Below are 16,694 nucleotides of genomic sequence, written 5' to 3'. Positions count from 1 at the left end.
CATTGGCGATGTTCGATGCCAGCATCGACAGCCGCTGCGATCGCAGCTGCAGCGCGGTGCCGTGCATTCCGAAAATCTTGTCTGCCCCCATGGGACCATTCCTCTTAACCAATGGCTGCACCTGCCGTCATAAGCGATAGACAGAATGCGTCGCCCAGATGGTAAGCAATGCCCGTGCCATTTTCCTGAAACACCGGGTTTCCGGGGGTTTCAGGCGGAGGTGTTGCAGATCATGCGGGAGAGGCCAGCGCCGCGCGGCAAGGTTTTGCCGGTCCTGCGGCAAGGTTTTGCCGCCTTGGTCCGCTGGCAACCGGGATTGGAAACAGGACAGATCATGACGATTGCCGCCTTCCTCGACCCGCTGGCGCTGGGCTGTGTCGCCGGTGGCAGCTTCGCCGTCGCGTGGGTGCAGAACGGCACCTCAGCGGCGCTGAGCGGCTTTGGCGCGCTACGCCGCGAGCTGTGGATGAAAACCCAGGACCAGGCCGACGAGGGGCACCGCGCGGTGCTGCGCATCGAACACACGGTCGAAAGCCGCGGCATCAGCTGCGCCGACCGGGTCAAGGCGGGCGGGGCCTTTGTCGCCGCCGCCGCCGATGCCATGGCCAACAACCGCTCGCTCGATGGCTTTCAGGCCGCGATGCTGCGGCTGGGCGCACACCGCCGCGCCCGGCTGACCGCGATGGTGCGCTTCTGGGAGAACGTTGCCGATTGCGCGCCCGCGATGGGGATGCTGGGTACCGTCATCGGCCTGATCCTGCTGTTCGGCAACGTCTCGGACGCAGCATCGATCGGGCGCGCGATGGCGGTCGCCCTGCTCACCACTTTATACGGGTTGGTGCTGTCCAACCTGATCGCCGGGCCGATCGCGCAAAGGCTGGCCCGCATCGCCAGCGAGCAGATCGGCTGGGAGGAGGACGCCGCGCGCCGCCTGATCGAGATCGGCCGCCGCGAATATCCCGACATCACCGCCAGCGGCCTGGTCGTTGCGACCGAAGAGCCGCGTCCGGCCCGCGCGTCCGTCGTTTCGCCCTGATGGTGGCGATGTGATGACCCCCGCGCAGCGCACAACCTTGTCGTTTCTCGACCTTGCCCTGATCATGACCGGGGTGATGGCGATGATCGCCAGCGTCGGTGACCGCCATCCGGCGGTGGCAGAGGCACTTGTCGATAGTTTCGGCACCCCAGGCGCAGCATCGGCGCAACCCACCACTCTTCCGATCGCGCGGCTGTTCGAGCCGCAGGAGGCGCGGCTGACCGGGCAGGGCGTGGCGCAGATCGCCGCTCTCGCTCATAAGGCCAAGGGCGCTCATATCGGCATCCGGGTGCCGGTGGTGGCAGAAAAAGGCGCATCGCGGCTCGACCGTTGGGAGCTTGCCGCTGCGCGCACTGCAGCGATCATGCGGGTGCTTGCCGAGCAGGGGATCGCCGACAGCGCGATGATTCCCGATCTCGCCCAGCCGGGCAGCGGGACCGCCGAACCGCGCGAGGTGACGCTGATGGTACGTCCGATCGGCGTGCAGCCATAGGCCTGTTCTGGCACGGACCTTGCTGTGACTCGACCGACAGTCATCAAAGGACCGCTTATGTTTGTTCCTAAAACCGCGCTTGCCGCCCTGCTTGTGGCCCCGGTCTTCGCCGCATCCTTGCCGGCGAATGCCCAGGCGATGCAGAACCTGGGCGAGATCGACGTGCTGGTCGCCGCCACCATGGGTGCCGAGGTCGGTCAGCCCGGTGGCGCCCGCGCGCTGGTCGACCGCCGTCTCAAGCTCAAGGCGTGCCCGGTCGCGCTCGAAATCACCGGTCCCGATATGGGCGCGGCCGCCGTGCGGTGCCCGACCTTGGGCTGGCGCATCCGCGTGCCGCTGGATCTGACCGCCGAGCCGAGCCAGGCGATGGCACCGCGCGGACCCCAGCAGCGCAGTCTCGCCGGTATCGGAGAGGCAGCGATCAAGCGCGGCGAGCCCATCCTGCTGACCGTCGAAAGGCCGAACTTCTCGCTGTCGCGGGTGATGATCGCCGACAAGGACGGCCGCGTCGGGGAGGTCATCTCGGTGCGCGATGAACCCCGCGGCAAGCCGATCTTCGTGCGCATCGTCGAACCCGGTCGCGCCACGATCCTTGGTAACTGAGACGTTTACCAATGCGGGCAGAACCGCATTAACCTTTTGTCAAAAATTCGCCTTAAGCAAATCAGGCCAGGGCCGTTAAAGGACGTAAGTCATGCTAGAACGAGGTCTTTATTCCATGTCCCGCATAACCGCATATGGCAGTCCGGCGATCGGCGCGACCCGCAAGGGCGGGGCGACCGAGAAGGCCGTGGAAGCTTCGGCGACCACCGCTGCATCGGACAACACCGTCCGCAACGCGCCAGCCACCACCAGCTTTGCCCAGGCCGCAGCCTCGGCTGCGCCGATCGACGAGGGCCGCGTCGCTGCGATCCGCGATGCGCTTGCCAATGGCAGCTATGTCATCGATGCCGAAAAGCTTGCGGCCAAGATGATCGAACTCGACCTCGGCGTAGTCGCAAACTGATGCAGGCCGACCTGCTTGAGCGCTTCGCCGACACGCAAAGCGCGCTGATCGCGGCCCTGGATGCGGGCGATACTGCAGCGATGATCACGCACACGCGCGATCTCGGCGGGATCACCGATGCGCTGCGCAACCAGGGCGTCTTGCGCGCGGACACCAGCACCCGCAGCCAGCTCGACCGGCTGATGAAGTTCAACACCGCCGCCGCCCAGCGGCTGCGCTTCCTGCGCGACCATGTCGATCGCCGCGTCGCGGAGATCCAGGGCAGCGAAGCCGCCGCGACCTATAGCGCGCCTGCGCGCCGCGCCTAAAGTATTGAGATAACAGTGGGGCAGGCCCTCCATCCGGCGACGGATGGGGGGCTTTTTTGTGTGCGCAACCCTCTCCCCTCCCGCCTGCGGGAGGGGTGGCCGCAGGCCGGGGTGGGCCTGAGACTATGTGAATCCTTCTGAGGGTCGTGCTCCCAGCCCACCCCGGACCGGCGAGCCGGACCTGCCCCTCCCGCAAGCGGTAGGGGAGAGAGGTGTTCTGCGACCTCGTCGCTGCCAAGCCACGCCGACCCCCTCAAACTGGCACAGACCTTGCTGATACTCTCTTCAGAAACCTTCTGGAGATGACCTCTTGTCCTCGTATCTTGGCAGTGTCGGCAGCAACGGAGATCGCGTCACCCGCGCGATTGCTGCGTCTGCGCGCCGCACGGGGGTCGATTTCAACTATCTGATGGGCCAGGCGAAGGTCGAAAGCGGGATGAATCCCGATGCCAAGGCGTCGACGTCGTCCGCCACCGGCCTGTATCAGTTCATCGACCAGAGCTGGCTCGGCGTTGTCGACAAGCACGGCTCGAAGCACGGGCTCGACTGGGCAGCCAACGCCATCCAGCGCGACAGCAAGGGCCGCCTGCGGGTCGCCGATCCTGAAACGCGCCATGCGATCCTCGCGCTGCGCAAGAACCCCGAAGTTGCGGCCTTGATGGCGGGGGAGTTCGCCGCCGATAACCGCCAGTATCTCGAAGGCAGCCTCGGTCGCCAGGCCGCCCCGGTGGACCTGTATCTCGCGCATTTCCTGGGCCCCGAAGGCGCCCGCCAGTTCCTGGCATCGCACGATGCCAATCCCGATGCCGCAGCTGCGCCGATGTTCGGCCGCGCGGCACAGGCCAACCGCAACATCTTCTACGACCGCGGTGGCAGTCCGCGCAGCTTTGCGGAGATCCGCAACCGCTTTGCCGACAAGCTGGGCGGAGCGGCAAATGCCGGCGGCAGCCGCTTGCCGCGGCAAGGCAATGACCTGCCGCAGGTCCAGCCTGCCGATTATCTCCGGCTCGCCAATGCGCGCGCCGCACGACCCGATACTGCCGCCCCGCTGGGCGGAAACGAAAACGCGCGGCTGGCTTATATGCTGCTCGCCGCGATGGGAGCCTGACCTCGATGAACCCTGCGCCCTCCAAACTGAGCGGTATCCTGGCCCTGTCTCGCGGTGCGATCCTGCCGCTGACAACGCTGCTGCTGGTGGTGTTCCTGATCCTGCCGGTGCCCGCTCTGGTGCTCGACATCGGGTTCATCTTCAACATCATGATCAGCCTTGCGGTGCTGATGGTGGCCTTGAACGTCACCAAGCCGCTCGATTTCTCCAGCTTCCCCACCGTGCTGCTGTTCGCGACCTTGCTGCGCCTCGGCCTCAACGTCGCCTCGACCCGCGTCGTGCTGGTCAACGGCCATGAGGGCGGCGCGGCGGCGGGCCATGTCATCGAAGCGTTCGGCAGCCTGCTCATCGGCGGTGACTATGTCGTCGGCATTTTCGTGTTCGCCATCCTGATGATCATCAACCTTGTCGTGATCACCAAGGGCGCGGGCCGCGTGTCCGAAGTGTCGGCACGCTTCACCCTTGATGCGATGCCCGGCAAGCAGATGGCGATCGATGCCGATCTCAACGCCGGGCTGATGACGCCCGAGGAAGCCAAGGCCCGCCGGGTCGAGGTTGCCACCGAAGCCGACTTCTATGGTTCGATGGACGGTGCGTCCAAGTTCGTGAAGGGCGATGCGGTCGCCGGCGTGCTCATCCTGGTGGTCAACATCATCGGCGGCATCATTCTGGGGACGGTCAGCCACGACCTGTCGATCGGCGAGGCTGCCTCCAACTACACCATGCTCGCCATCGGCGATGCGCTGGTGGCGCAGGTGCCTGCGCTGTTGCTGTCGATCGCCGCCGCCTCGATCGTCACCCGCGTCAACTCACCGTTCGACCTTCCGGGACAGATCTCGGGACAGTTCGGCATCGCCAAGGCCTGGGTGCCGGTTGCGGGGATCCTCGGCATCATGGGCCTGCTGCCCGGGATGCCGCACATGATCATCCTGCCCGCAGCGGCCATCGCCGGGTTCATCGCGTGGAAGCTGTCGCGTCCCAAGCCGCCGGTGGTCGAGCTGGTCGCTCCCGCTGCGCCCGAAAACCCCAATGCCATCGACTGGCAGGACGTCTCCGATGGCGCGATGCTGGGCATCGATGTCGGCTATGGCCTCGTGCCTCTGGTCGACGAACGTCGCGATGCGCCCTTGATGAAGCGCGTCACCGGCATCCGCAAACAGATCTCCAAGGAACTGGGCTTCGTCATCCCGCTGGTGCGGATCAAGGACGACATGAGCCTGCCCGCCAACCATTACCGCATCACCATCGGCGGCACGATCGTCGCCGAGGACGAGATCTGGCCCGACGATCTGCTCGCGCTCGACAGCGGCGATATCGATACGCCGATTGCGGGCCGCACGTGCAAGGACCCGACCTTCGGGATGGACGCGGTGTGGATCTCGGCCGATATGCGCGCCGAGGCGATCGTCGCGGGCTATACCGTGGTCGATGCCGCCACCGTGATGGCAACCCATCTCAACCAGATGGTCCGCCTCAACGCCGCGCAGCTGTTCGGCATGGACGAGACCAAGAAGCTGCTCGAAACGCTCAAGGAAAGCTCGCCCGAGCTGGTCGACGGGCTCACCCCGCAGCCGCTGTCGCTGTTCACGATCTCCGCCGTGTGCCGCGAACTGCTGCGCGAGGGTGTTCCGTTGCGCGATTTCCGGCGCATCTGCTCGGCCATGGTCGAAGCCGCGGGCGAAGGCACCACCGTGCCGCAGATCGTCGAAGGCGTCCGCCAGCGGATCGGATCGATCATCATCCAGTCGCTGGTGCCGGTGAACCTGCCGCTGCCGGTGGTCACGCTCGATGCCGAGCTCGAGACGCTGCTCGCGCAGTCGCTGCGCGTCGCGGGCGATGCCGCCTTCCCGATCGAGCCGGGCCTTGCCCAGCGCATCCTCGGCGCGATCGAACAGGCCGCACGCCCCTTGATGATGGAACAGCGCAATTATGCGCTGGTCACCTCGCCGCTGGCGCGCAAGCCGCTCGCCGACCTGTTGCGCCCGCGCTTCCCCGATACGCCGGTGCTCTCGTTCCGCGAGCTGCCCGACGACAAGCCGGTCGAGGTGGTCGCCACCGTCGGCGGTCAGCCGCAGCAGCGCGCGCCGCAGGCCGAACACTCCTTCTCGCGCGGCTGAAACCGAAGCCGCAGCCCGACATTCTCATGAAGCTGGACACATAATATGCAGCACCTTCCCATCGAGACGATTACCTATGGCCGCAAGCCGGCAGCGATCGCGCCGGGCAAGCTGATCGAGGCGCATCTGCCTCTGGTCCGCAAGCTGGCCTGGCATGTCCGCGGCATGGCGCCCGGCGTCATCGAGATCGAGGACCTGATCCAGATCGGCATGGTCGCCCTGGTCGAGGCCGCCAATCATTACGAGGATCGCGGCCATGGCTTTGCGACCTATGCCAGCATGCGCATCCGCGGGGCGCTGATCGATCATCTGCGATCGAACAGCAACATGTGCCGCTCGGCCATGGATTTCCGCAAGAAATTGCGCCGCGCGCAGGAGCAACTGGTCCGCCAGCTTGGTCGCAACCCGACCGAAAGCGAAGTGGCCACGGCGCTGGGCATGGACGCTGCGGAATATCGCATGCGCTCGGACGCTGCGCAGGACGTGCGATTTGAATCGATGGACGAGGTCTATTCCGAACATTCGATGTGGTTTGCCGATCACGAGGACTCCGCCGAGACCCGGATGGAGGCGGACAACCTCAAGCAACTGCTCAACGCCAGCATCGAAACCCTGAAGGATCGCGAGAAGCTGATCCTGCAACTGCATTATATCGAGGAAATGAACCTCGACGAGATCGGCCTGATCCTCGGCATCACCGCCGCACGGGTCTGCCAGATCAAGAAGGCCGCGCTGGAAAAGCTGCGCAAACGGCTGGCGAGCACCCGGTAAATAATCCTCCCCTGCAAGGGGAGGGGGACCGCGAAGCGGTGGAGGGGTGTCACCTCCCGCAGACGTGGACACCCCTCCGTCAGTCCTTTGGACTGCCACCTCCCCTTGCAGGGGAGGATTTTAGATACCTCCGCCCCAAACACGAAAAACCCCCTTCCCGTTGGACGGGGAAGAGGGTTGTTCGGAATTCGAAAGGCTCCGGTCGTTGAGTTGTCGTAAAATAACCGGTGCTGAGCCTATACGGTTGAGGTCGCTACTTGTTCCCGATCGATTAACGGATCAGGCTCAAAACGCCCTGCTGGCTCTGGTTCGCCTGGGCCAGCATCGCGGTCGATGCTTGGCTCAGGATCTGCGCCTTGGCGAGCTGGGTCGATTCTTCCGAGAAGTTGGCGTCCTGGATGCGCGAACGCGCTTCCGAGAGGTTGGTCGCACGGTTGACGAGGCTGGAAACGGTCGCCTGCAGACGGTTCTGGCCGGCACCGAGCGCTGCTTGTGCCGTGGTCAGCGTATCGAGAGCGTTGTCGAGCGCGGTCAGCGCGGTGCGTGCGGTGCCGGCGTCGGTCGAAATGTCAATCCCGTCGGTGCCATCGAACAGTCCCAACGTTGTTGCAGTTACGTCTGTCAGGGTAATATCGATGGTATCCGTGGCGTTGGTACCGGTCTGGATGCTAACCGTGGTGTCGGCGCTCAGCAGATCGACACCATTGAAATCCGTCTTGGTTCCGATCTCTTCGATTTGGAGAGCCAGAGCATTAACTTCTTCCTGCAGGTTGAGGCGGTCTTCCGGGCTCAGCGTGCCTGTAGCCGACTGCACTGCCAGTTCACGCATACGCTGCACCATGTTGGTGATTTCGTTCATGCCGCCTTCTGCGGTCTGCGCCAGCGAAATGCCGTCGTTCGCATTGCGCACAGCCTGGTTCAGGCCGCGGATCTGCGAGGTCATGCGAGTGGCAATCGAGTTGCCGGCGGCATCGTCTGCAGCCGAGTTGATGCGCTTGCCGGTCGAGAGGCGGTCGATTGCCTTCGACAGGCTATTCTGTGCACTGGTCGAGGCATAGGATGCACGCATTGCCGCGACGTTGGTTCCGATAACAGTCATCTGTTGTTCCTTTCAGTTCTTGAACGGGGCGGCTCGGTCCCACCAAAGCGGCCTCGAAAGCGTTAACGGTGCAGGGCAGGACAGCTTAAGAAAAAAATCGACAGCTTGGTTTTTGCCGGCGCGGAAAGGAAAGCACGGGGGCGTCAATCCACCGTCAGGTCCGTGCCAGGCGTCAAAAATCCGTCACCGGTTCCTTGACTGCTCGCGTCAATAAAATGACGCCTGCGGGTAATGCCTTATATACAGGCGGCCCAGAGGCACGCTTTCCCGCCATTGTGAGTGTTTGGCACAGGCCTTGCTAGAATAGGCCTTGCGGGGCCTCTCTTTAACGGCAGACCCCGCGATCCATTAAGTCGGGGGACTGAAAAATGATCGAATGCACACTCAGCGAGGCCGTTCGTACGAACCTGCCCATGCTGGACAGCTGGCTCAAGTCGGCCTGGATCAACCCGGTTGCGCAGGCCGCAACCGCCGGAACGGTCAAGGTGATGATGGCGCAGGAAATCGCCTCGGCCAGCCATCGTGACATTCTTGTCGACCTGCGCGACGGCGCACCGCAACTGGTGCGCGCTGCCAACGGTCTTCCCGCCCGCATCGCTTTCGGCTTTGACGACATGCCGCTCGGCCTCGCGCTGATCGCCGAGCTGCTCCGTGCTGGCCGTGGCCCCGCCGTCGGCGAACCCGCCATGGCCAAGTTGATGGGCTATGCCGCACGCATCGCGCGCAGCGAGGCTGCCGTGCTGATCCAGGGCGAAACCGGCACCGGCAAGGAAGGCATGGCCCGTCTGGTGCATGACCAGAGCCCCCGCGCAAAAGGTCCCTTCATCGCGGTCAACTGCGCCGCACTTCCCGAAACCATGGTGGAAGCCATCCTGTTCGGCCACAAGAAGGGTGCCTTCACCGGCGCCTCTGCTGATGGCGAAGGCCTGTTCCGCGCTGCCGATGGCGGCACCCTGTTCCTCGACGAGATCACCGAACTTCCGCTGGCGCTGCAGGCCAAGTTGCTGCGCGCGCTGCAGGAGGGCGAGGTTCTGCCCGTCGGCGAAACCCGCTCGGTCAAGGTCGATGTCCGCATCGTCACCGCCGCCAACCGCGATGCTGCCGATCTGGTAGCCGCGGGCGAGTTCCGCGAAGACCTTTACTGGCGCCTCAACGTGATGCCGATCGCGCTGCCCCGACTTGCCGATCGCCGTCAGGATGTCCGTGCCATTGCCGCTGCGATGCTGCTGCGCATGCAGAGCGACGGCAGTGACTTCGCCTGGCTGAGCGCAGAAGCGCTGGAAACCCTGCAGGCGCACAGCTGGCCGGGCAATGCCCGCGAGCTGGGCAACGTGCTGCAGCGCGCCCTGGTGCTGCGCGACGGCGATGCGATCGAAGCCGAAGACCTCGGGCTTGCGCCTGTCCGTCTGTTTACCGCGCCCGCGGCTGCCCCCGCCATGTCCGGCCCCCGTGCCGACCCCGTGCCCGCCGCTGGCACGGTCCGCATGATGCGCGCCGGAGATCTGCACAGCCTGTCGCGCGCTGTCGAGCATGATGCGATCCAGCAGGCGCTCGACGAAAATGGCGGCAACCGCCGCGAAACCGCCCGGATGCTGGGCATCTCGGAACGCACGCTGCGCTATCGTCTCGCCAATATGCGCGAACTGGCCGCAGCAGCGTGACCGGGCCGAGAGGAGCTAAGCCATGAGCAACATCAGCAGCACCATAATGGCGGCGCGCAACGCGATCCTCCAGCAGAACAGCGCGCTGCAGCAGCTGTCCAAGAAATCGCCGATGCTCGGCACCGAAGCGACCGAGACCAAGCCCGACGGCTTTGCAGGCACGCTCAAGACCGCGCTCGACCAGGTCAATCAGGTGCAGCACGCATCCTCGAATGCCGCGACATCCTATGAAATGGGCCAGACCACCGACATCGCGGCGGTGATGATGGCCAAGCAGAAGGCGTCGATCGGTTTCGAAGCGACACTTCAGGTCCGTAACAAATTGCTGTCCGCCTACCAGGACATCATGAACATGCCGGTATAATCCATGTCAGAGATTACCATCAGCCCCAATCCATCCGACGGTGGCGCGTACAACCCTGCACCTGCGATCGTCGCGGGGACAGGCGGCGCGGGCGCCTCGTCGCGCATCCTGGGTGGCACCGCCATTCCGGCGCAGGTCCGCAACTTCGTCAGCCAGCCGGCGGTCGCCAAGGCGATGCCGCTGATCGGCTTCATCGGCGTCGTCATGCTGGCGATCCTGGCCTGGGCGGCGCTGCGTGAGCCGCCCCAGCGCGATCTGTTCCGCGGGCTTCCCGACAGCGACAAGGCTGCCGTCATCGCCGCGCTCGACGGCTCGACCATCCCGTACAGTTTCGAGGACAAGTCGGGCACGATCATGGTGTCGGAAGATGATTATCATAAAGCAAAGATCGCACTCGCGGCGCAGGGTCTGCCCAAGAGCTCGCCCAGCGGCGACGAGTTGATCTCGTCGATGCCGATGGGCGCAAGCCGCGCGGTCGAGAACGAAAAGCTGCGTGCTGCGCGCGAGCTGGACCTGGCCCGCAGCATCGAGGCGATGGACTCGGTCGTGTCGGCGCGCGTCCATCTTGCGGTCGAGCCGCCGAGCATCTTCATCCGCGATCGCAACGAACCCGCCGCGTCGGTGGTGCTGCATCTGGTCGACTCCGGGCGTCTGCCTGAATCGCAGGTCCAGGCGATCGTCCATCTGGTGGCAAGCTCCGTCCCCGGTCTGTCGGCCGAGAACATCTCGCTGGTCGACCAGAACGGCCGGCTGCTGTCGAGCAACTCCAAGAGCAGCGCGATGGACCAGGCCGAGCGTCAGATTGAGGTCAAGGAGACGATCGAGGAGCGCTATCGCCGTCAGCTCACCGCCTTGCTGACCCCGATGCTGGGTGCGGGCAATTTCGTTGCCGAAGTCTCGACCGAAGTGAACTTCGCCGAACGCCAGGCAACAACCGAAAGCTTCCCTGCCGACGAGGCGCGGGTGCGCAGCGAACAGACCGTCACCTCCACCGAAGCCCTGCCGGCGCCTGCCGGCGGCATTCCCGGCGCGCTGGCCAACCAGCCGCCCGCCGACCCCAATGTCGCGACCGAACCCGGCGCGGAGCTGGCAGGTGCCGAGGGCGCTGCCCCCGGCCAGACCACGACGCGCAACGAACAGGTCAACCGCAACTTCGAACTCGGCCGTCAGGTCGCCGTGACCCGCGAGCCCTCGGGCAAGGTCACGCGCATCTCGGTCGCCGTCGCGGTCAAGAACCTCGCTGGTGGCAAGGAACGCAGCGCGCAGGAAATCGCCGCGATCGAGGCTCTGGTAAAGGGTGCGATCGGCTTCGATGTCGCCCGCGGTGACCAGGTTGCCATCTCGTCGCGCAACTTCGAGCCGGTGACCACGCTGGAAGAGCCGTTCTATGAAACCAGCTGGTTCAACATGCTGGTGCGCAACATCTCGGCGCTGCTCGTGGCACTCGCGCTGATCTTCGGCATCGGTCGCCCGCTGCTCAAGCGCTACACCAAGCAGAAGGCAGAGGACAAGGAAGCCGCGCTGGCCGCCGCCGCTGCGGTGGAAGGGCCGACCGGCCTGCTCGTCCAGGCGCTGGCCCGCGATGGCGCCGACCCGCGCGCCGTAGGGCGCTCGGCCCCGGACAACGAGCCGGTGACCCTCGACATGATCAATGCCGCCTCCAGCTATCAGGAACGCGCGCTGCTGATCCAGAACTTCGTCAGGCAGAACCCCGATCACGCCACTTTGGTGGTGCGTGATCTGCTGAAGGGCAATGCCGATGCCGCCAAGGAGCCGGTCGATGCCTGATGCCCTGGACGCCGTGGTCGAAGACGGCATCGCCCCTGCTGGCCGTCGCCCGATCCCGAACGAGCACGCCGCTGCCATCCTGATGCTGCTGTTTGCCGAAGAACAGGCCGCCGAGATCCTCACCCGGCTCGAGCCCGAGGAAGTGCGCCAGATCAGCGAGATCATGTATTCGGTGGCCGATGTCGGCGCCGAGGAGATCAACGAGGTGCTCGACCTGTTCATCGACAAGGCGCGCAACCGCACGACCCTGGGCTACAAGGCCGACGAGCAGATCGAGGGCATGCTCAAGCGCGCACTGGGTGACCGCCGCGCCGAAACCATGCTGACCCGCGTCGCGCCCAAGAAGTCCGGCAACGGGCTCGAGGCGCTCAAATGGATGGACGCGGTGGAAATCGCGCTGCTGGTCGAGCATGAACACCCGCAGATCGCTGCCGTGGTGCTGTCGTATCTGAAGCCCGAGGTTGCCGCCAATGTGCTGCAATTGCTTCCGGCGGATGTGCAGGAGGACGTGGTGTTCCGGCTCGCCACGCTGGGTCCGGTCAGTGCAGAAGCGCTGGAAACCATCGATGCCCTGCTCGCCAGCCAGGGCGCCAGCCAGCGCAACGGCGGATCGAGCTCGTCGGGCGGAACGTCCGATGCGGCCGCGATCATGAACATCATCAACAAGCGCGAAAGCGCGCGGATCATCCGCGCGGTGACCAAGCGCGACAAGGACATCGCGCGCAAGATCGAGGACGAGATGTTCGTCTTTGCCGATCTGCTGCGGCTCGACCCCAAGGATCTGGGCGCGCTGGTGCGGTCGATCGAGGCGGAAGTGCTGGTCCCCGCGCTCAAGGGTGCCGACGACAAATTGCGCGACAAGATGTTCGGCTGCATGTCCAGCCGCGCTGCGCAGTCGATCGCCGACGACATCGCCGACCGTGGCCCCATGCCGCTGTCCGAGGTGCTCGAGGCGCAGAAGGCGATCGTCCAGGCCGCCAAGCGGATGGCCGATGCGGGCGAGATCGTGATCGGCGGCGGCGGCGACGAATATGTCTGACCGCCCGATCACCATCGCGCCGGATGGCGCCGCGGAGTTCCTGCCGGTGTGGAACATGCAGGCGCCGCCTGCGGTGTTCCGTCCCTCGGCGTTGTTCACCGCGATGGCAGGCTTTGCCAGCGCCGATACGCAACCGCCGATCATCGACTTTGACGAAGAAGACGATCTCGAGGACGAGCCCGTGATCGACGCCGGCCCGTCGCCCGAGGAACTGCTGGTCCAGGCCTATGACCAGGGGGTTGCCGATGGCATCGCCCAGGCCACCACCGAACTGCAGTCGAGCGATGCCGCGACTCAGGCGCTGGCGCAAGCGATCACCGCGTTGCGCCCGCAGCTCTCGCAAGGGCTGTGCGCCATGCTGCTCCACGCCATGAAGCAGATGCTCGAACGCTCATCCGGCTTTGCCGAGCCCGACGCCGTGGTGCTGGAAAAGCACTGCCAGTCGCTGGCGATGCTGGTCACCCGCGACATGCGCGGCAGCGCGCTGCATCTGCACCCGGACGACATGAAGCTGCTCGGCAACGCCGAATGCGGCCTGGTGCTCACCCCTGATCCGACAATCCGGCGCGGTACGGTTTCGCTTAACCATGCCGATGGGTGGATTGAGCAAGGAACACAGCCGATGCTCGATGCACTGCAAGGTCTGATCGATGATCTGGAGGGGGACCAATGATCGCCGCACAGGAAGACGCCGTCCGCCAGTTCACCGACAAGGTGGCGGCTCTGGGAGCAGGGCCGCGCCGCGTCGGGCGTCTGGTCGCGCACGAAGGCGGTATGCTCGAAGTCACCGGCTTCGATTATCCGATCGGCTATGGCGGATCGGTCCGCGCCGCCGATGGCCGCCGCATCCGCGCCGAGATCGCCGGCTTTCGCGGATCGCGCGCGATGATGGTTCCGCTGGAAAGCGATGCCGCACTGCGCAGCGGCGCGCGGGTCGAACCCGACGCCCAGGCCAACATGGCTGTGGTCGGCGAGGCGCTGCTCGGCCGCGTGATCGGGCCGATGGGCGAGCCGCTCGATGGCCTCGGCCCGGTGATCGCGCACGACCGCTGGCCGCTCGCGGGCAAGCGCGAGAACGTGCTCAACCGCGGCCGCGTGACAAAAACCATCGACCTGGGCGTGCGCGCAATCAACGCCTTGCTCACCGCAGGCCATGGCCAGCGCATCGCGATCGCGGCAGGCTCGGGCGTCGGCAAATCGGTGCTGATCGGCCAGATCATCGGCTTTGCCGAGGCGGACATCATCGTCGTCGGGCTGATCGGCGAACGCGGCCGCGAGGTCAGCGATTTCGTCGAGACCAAAATGTCGGGCCCGATGAAGTCGCGCACCGTGACCGTCGCGGTGCCTGCCGATCACAGCCCGATCCTGCGGCTGCGCGCGGCCTATCGTGCCACCGCGATCGCCGAATATTTCCGCAAGCAGGGCAAGAAGGTGCTGCTGATCATCGACAGCCTCACCCGCATCGCGCACGCGCAGCGCGAAATCGGGCTGGCGCTGGGCGAACCGCCGACGATGAAGGGCTATCCGCCCTCGGCACTCGCCTTGATCCCCAAATTGGTCGAACGCGCCGGCAACGACCGCGAGAGCGGCGGATCGATTACCGCGCTTTACACCGTGCTTGCCGATGGCGACGATCTGGATGATCCGATCGTCGATGGCGCACGCGCGATCGTCGACGGGCACATCATCCTGTCGCGGTCGATGGCCGAGCAGGGCATCTTCCCCGCAATCGACATCGGCAAATCGCTGAGCCGTGTCGCCACCGACATCATCTCCGACGAGCACCGCCGGGCGATGGCGAATTTCCGCCGGATCTGGTCGGCCTATGAAGAAAACCGCGATCTGCTGCTGATGGGCGCATATCGCGAAGGCACCGATGCCAATATCGACGAGGCGGTGGCGCGCAGGCCCGATCTGCTCGACTTCATCCGCCAGGAACCGCAGGACCGGGTCGATCTCGACGCCAGTGTGGCTGATCTGCTGCAGGGCTTTGGCGCATGAGCCTCAAGCCCAAATCCTGGCGCCGGGTCCACGCGGTGCGCGATGCGCAGGTCAAGCTCGCGATCGGCGCGGCCACGACCGCGATGCGCAATGAGGCGACCCTGATGAACAACGCCGAGCGGCTCAAGAAGCTGCGCGATGGTGCGTTCGAGGCGGGGCACTGCGGAAATGGCGCGGCGCTGCACGCGCAGCTCGAGCTGGCACAGCGGCTGATCCGGGCGGATGGCGAAATCAACGCCGCGCTGTTGCGCGCGCGGCAGCATCTTGCCCAGGTCGAGCGGCAACGCACTGCCGCCTATATCGACCGCGAAACCACATCGAAGCTGCTCGACCGGGCGATCGCCCATGCCGACGATACCGCCGACCGCAAGGCCGCGAGGCTGCCGATCCGGCGCAGACTCAAGAAGGAGGGGGAAGAATGAGCCAGGACATGATGCAGGCGCTGTCGGGATCTTCGCTGATGTCGCTTTCAGTTGGCACGCTTCCTGCTGTGAAGTCGGGCATGATGCTTGATGCCAACCCCTTTGCCAGTCAACTGGCGCTGATGACCGGAGCCGATGGCTCGCTGGCCGGTGCCAGTGGCTATGCGCCGGGCCTGGGCGACGGCAATTTTGCAGCCACGCTCGCCGGACAAAGCGCAACCGACGCAGCATCGGATGCCGCTGCGGCGCCCGTTCCCGCAGACATCCTGGCATTGCCCGAAGATGCCAGCCCCAGCCAGATCCTCGAGGCGGTTCTCAAGGGCACCATCACCCCGGGGGCCACCAAGGCTGGCCCGGCGGATATGGAAGCCTTCGTGCCCCAGGCCTTGCCCGAAGCCGTCGACGCAGACGCGCTGATGGGTGACGTTGACTCAGACGCCGAACGCCCTGCCGCAAAGCCGGGCACGGCTGTCGCCTCTGCCGCTGACGCCGTTCCGCTGGCGGCGCCCTTCATCCCGCCTGCCACCCCCGCGCCGATCCGCCCCGAAGCGATCGCGCCGGAAACCGGCAGCGCGCGGACCGCGATCAGTGCGCAACCCTCGGTCACCGGCGCAGCCGGACCGGATATGGCGGCGGGTGACGCAGCCCCTGCAGGCGAAGACGTCCAGTCCACTCGCTCGGCGGCTGCCAGCGAGATCGTCCAGGCCACGCAGATTCAGGCGTCCGGCCAGGTTTCGGTGCCGTCTGTGCGCGGGACAGCCTCTGCCCAGCGCGCGATCGAGGCCGCAACGCGGTCCGCGCGCCCGGACCAGGCGCCCGCCGCAGTGTCCGATGTGGACGAGACTTCCGCTCAGTCGGTTGGATCGATCCGTCGGTCGACGGCCCTGGGCACCGGGTCGCAAGCTGTTCCCCCGTCCTGGGCTGCCGCGCTGAATGCGGTCGTGCCGCCGGCGACCGGAGAGAGCCTGCAGGAACTCGCCGCACCGCTGCCGACCGGCCCCGCCGAGGCAGCACCGCTCGAAACGCTGATGTTCGACGCCGACTTCATCGGCTCGGTGGAAACGCAGATCGCACGGGTGATCGGCGGCAGCCAGATGGTGCGGATGCAGATCAGCCCCGAGCATCTCGGCCGGATCGATATCGAGATGCTGGCAGGGCCCGAACGTGACCACGTCCGCATCACGACAGAGCATGACGCCGTGCGCGATACCTTGGTCCAGTCGCAGGTCCGGCTCGAGCAGGATCTGCGCAACACCAGCCAGCGAACCGCCGATGTCACGGTGGAACTGCGCCAGCAGTCTCCCGGAACCCAGGGTGGATCGGCGCAGCAGCAGCGTGGCCAGGCCGGCCAAGACGCCGGGTCAGCCCGCGACGCGATGGCACGGCAGACCGCGGCGGATGCCCCGACAGACTCCACTCCCGCCCAACGCCGCCTGCGCGGCAATGTGCGCTACGCTTAACCTCTTGAACACATGACATTC

Annotated in this window: 18 protein-coding genes; 16 read left to right on the top strand and 2 right to left on the bottom strand. The window is 65.6% G+C overall.

Annotated features, from left to right (window positions below):
* Positions 1–91 (bottom strand): flagellar basal body protein (locus tag QUV11_RS06355; RefSeq protein WP_300881131.1); only part of this gene is annotated, 91 nt, incomplete at its 3' end.
* A gap of 243 nt (positions 92–334) precedes the next feature.
* On the opposite strand from QUV11_RS06355, the gene QUV11_RS06350 reads away from it, so the two are divergent.
* The 8 genes from QUV11_RS06350 (at position 335) to QUV11_RS06315 (ending at position 6,839) form a co-directional block, all read left to right on the top strand.
* Positions 335–1,036 (top strand): MotA/TolQ/ExbB proton channel family protein, encoded by a 702-nt coding sequence (locus QUV11_RS06350; protein ID WP_300881124.1) that lies wholly within the window; start codon positions 335–337, stop codon positions 1,034–1,036.
* A gap of 13 nt (positions 1,037–1,049) precedes the next feature.
* Positions 1,050–1,529: a hypothetical protein gene (locus QUV11_RS06345; protein WP_300881123.1), complete on the top strand. Its 480-nt coding sequence runs from the start codon at positions 1,050–1,052 to the stop codon at positions 1,527–1,529.
* Between the two features lie 57 nt (positions 1,530–1,586).
* Positions 1,587–2,132, top strand: a complete 546-nt coding sequence (locus tag QUV11_RS06340) for a flagellar protein (protein ID WP_300881122.1) — start codon at positions 1,587–1,589, stop codon at positions 2,130–2,132.
* Positions 2,133–2,247: 115 nt separating this feature from the next.
* On the top strand, positions 2,248–2,535 hold the full coding sequence (gene flgM / locus QUV11_RS06335) for a flagellar biosynthesis anti-sigma factor FlgM (RefSeq protein WP_289620278.1): 288 nt from the start codon (positions 2,248–2,250) through the stop codon (positions 2,533–2,535).
* The gene (locus tag QUV11_RS06330) at positions 2,535–2,843 is read left to right on the top strand and encodes a hypothetical protein (RefSeq protein WP_300881121.1); all 309 of its coding nucleotides are present in this window, start codon (positions 2,535–2,537) and stop codon (positions 2,841–2,843) included. Before flgM ends, QUV11_RS06330 begins: the two co-directional genes overlap by 1 nt.
* Positions 2,844–3,153: 310 nt before the next feature.
* Positions 3,154–3,951, top strand: a complete 798-nt coding sequence (locus QUV11_RS06325) for a transglycosylase SLT domain-containing protein (RefSeq protein ID WP_300881120.1) — start codon at positions 3,154–3,156, stop codon at positions 3,949–3,951.
* Between the two features lie 5 nt (positions 3,952–3,956).
* Positions 3,957–6,068: a flagellar biosynthesis protein FlhA gene (flhA, locus tag QUV11_RS06320; RefSeq protein ID WP_300881119.1), complete on the top strand. Its 2,112-nt coding sequence runs from the start codon at positions 3,957–3,959 to the stop codon at positions 6,066–6,068.
* Between the two features lie 45 nt (positions 6,069–6,113).
* The gene (locus QUV11_RS06315) at positions 6,114–6,839 is read left to right on the top strand and encodes a sigma-70 family RNA polymerase sigma factor (RefSeq protein WP_300881118.1); all 726 of its coding nucleotides are present in this window, start codon (positions 6,114–6,116) and stop codon (positions 6,837–6,839) included.
* Positions 6,840–7,110: 271 nt separating this feature from the next.
* Here QUV11_RS06315 and QUV11_RS06310 read toward each other — a convergent pair whose 3' ends face one another.
* Positions 7,111–7,938 (bottom strand): flagellin, encoded by an 828-nt coding sequence (locus QUV11_RS06310; RefSeq protein WP_300881117.1) that lies wholly within the window; start codon positions 7,936–7,938, stop codon positions 7,111–7,113.
* Between the two features lie 368 nt (positions 7,939–8,306).
* On the opposite strand from QUV11_RS06310, the gene QUV11_RS06305 reads away from it, so the two are divergent.
* From QUV11_RS06305 to QUV11_RS06270, 8 genes are read left to right on the top strand one after another with little or no spacing between them, the layout of a single operon-like run.
* Positions 8,307–9,599, top strand: a complete 1,293-nt coding sequence (locus QUV11_RS06305; protein WP_300881116.1) for a sigma-54-dependent Fis family transcriptional regulator — start codon at positions 8,307–8,309, stop codon at positions 9,597–9,599.
* 22 nt (positions 9,600–9,621) lie between these two features.
* The gene (fliE, locus tag QUV11_RS06300; protein WP_054135656.1) at positions 9,622–9,963 is read left to right on the top strand and encodes a flagellar hook-basal body complex protein FliE; all 342 of its coding nucleotides are present in this window, start codon (positions 9,622–9,624) and stop codon (positions 9,961–9,963) included.
* 3 nt (positions 9,964–9,966) lie between these two features.
* Positions 9,967–11,751 (top strand): flagellar basal-body MS-ring/collar protein FliF, encoded by a 1,785-nt coding sequence (gene fliF, locus QUV11_RS06295; protein ID WP_300881115.1) that lies wholly within the window; start codon positions 9,967–9,969, stop codon positions 11,749–11,751.
* Positions 11,744–12,790 (top strand): flagellar motor switch protein FliG, encoded by a 1,047-nt coding sequence (gene fliG, locus QUV11_RS06290; protein ID WP_300881114.1) that lies wholly within the window; start codon positions 11,744–11,746, stop codon positions 12,788–12,790. Before fliF ends, fliG begins: the two co-directional genes overlap by 8 nt.
* Positions 12,783–13,463, top strand: a complete 681-nt coding sequence (locus tag QUV11_RS06285) for a hypothetical protein (RefSeq protein ID WP_300881113.1) — start codon at positions 12,783–12,785, stop codon at positions 13,461–13,463. The genes fliG and QUV11_RS06285 overlap by 8 nt, the downstream gene beginning before the upstream one ends.
* Positions 13,460–14,791: a FliI/YscN family ATPase gene (locus QUV11_RS06280; protein ID WP_300881112.1), complete on the top strand. Its 1,332-nt coding sequence runs from the start codon at positions 13,460–13,462 to the stop codon at positions 14,789–14,791. The genes QUV11_RS06285 and QUV11_RS06280 overlap by 4 nt, the downstream gene beginning before the upstream one ends.
* Entirely contained in the window at positions 14,788–15,213 is a 426-nt protein-coding gene (locus QUV11_RS06275; RefSeq protein ID WP_300881111.1) for a hypothetical protein, read from the top strand. Before QUV11_RS06280 ends, QUV11_RS06275 begins: the two co-directional genes overlap by 4 nt.
* Positions 15,210–16,673: a flagellar hook-length control protein FliK gene (locus QUV11_RS06270; protein WP_300881110.1), complete on the top strand. Its 1,464-nt coding sequence runs from the start codon at positions 15,210–15,212 to the stop codon at positions 16,671–16,673. Before QUV11_RS06275 ends, QUV11_RS06270 begins: the two co-directional genes overlap by 4 nt.
* The last annotated feature ends 21 nt before the right edge of the window (positions 16,674–16,694 follow it).

It is taken from the genome of Blastomonas sp., from assembly GCF_030373265.1.
Taxonomy (GTDB): Bacteria; Pseudomonadota; Alphaproteobacteria; order Sphingomonadales; family Sphingomonadaceae; genus Blastomonas.
This window is presented reverse-complemented; position numbering and strand designations above follow the sequence as displayed.

Coding starts and splice junctions, on each gene's coding strand:
- QUV11_RS06350 (WP_300881124.1), top strand. CDS start 335: ATGACGATTGCCGCCTTCCTCGACCCGCTGGCGCTGGGCTGTGTCGCC.
- QUV11_RS06345 (WP_300881123.1), top strand. CDS start 1,050: ATGACCCCCGCGCAGCGCACAACCTTGTCGTTTCTCGACCTTGCCCTG.
- QUV11_RS06340 (WP_300881122.1), top strand. CDS start 1,587: ATGTTTGTTCCTAAAACCGCGCTTGCCGCCCTGCTTGTGGCCCCGGTC.
- flgM (WP_289620278.1), top strand. CDS start 2,248: ATGTCCCGCATAACCGCATATGGCAGTCCGGCGATCGGCGCGACCCGC.
- QUV11_RS06330 (WP_300881121.1), top strand. CDS start 2,535: ATGCAGGCCGACCTGCTTGAGCGCTTCGCCGACACGCAAAGCGCGCTG.
- flhA (WP_300881119.1), top strand. CDS start 3,957: ATGAACCCTGCGCCCTCCAAACTGAGCGGTATCCTGGCCCTGTCTCGC.
- QUV11_RS06315 (WP_300881118.1), top strand. CDS start 6,114: ATGCAGCACCTTCCCATCGAGACGATTACCTATGGCCGCAAGCCGGCA.
- QUV11_RS06310 (WP_300881117.1), bottom strand. CDS start 7,938: ATGACTGTTATCGGAACCAACGTCGCGGCAATGCGTGCATCCTATGCC.
- QUV11_RS06305 (WP_300881116.1), top strand. CDS start 8,307: ATGATCGAATGCACACTCAGCGAGGCCGTTCGTACGAACCTGCCCATG.
- fliE (WP_054135656.1), top strand. CDS start 9,622: ATGAGCAACATCAGCAGCACCATAATGGCGGCGCGCAACGCGATCCTC.
- fliF (WP_300881115.1), top strand. CDS start 9,967: ATGTCAGAGATTACCATCAGCCCCAATCCATCCGACGGTGGCGCGTAC.
- fliG (WP_300881114.1), top strand. CDS start 11,744: ATGCCTGATGCCCTGGACGCCGTGGTCGAAGACGGCATCGCCCCTGCT.
- QUV11_RS06285 (WP_300881113.1), top strand. CDS start 12,783: ATGTCTGACCGCCCGATCACCATCGCGCCGGATGGCGCCGCGGAGTTC.
- QUV11_RS06280 (WP_300881112.1), top strand. CDS start 13,460: ATGATCGCCGCACAGGAAGACGCCGTCCGCCAGTTCACCGACAAGGTG.
- QUV11_RS06275 (WP_300881111.1), top strand. CDS start 14,788: ATGAGCCTCAAGCCCAAATCCTGGCGCCGGGTCCACGCGGTGCGCGAT.
- QUV11_RS06270 (WP_300881110.1), top strand. CDS start 15,210: ATGAGCCAGGACATGATGCAGGCGCTGTCGGGATCTTCGCTGATGTCG.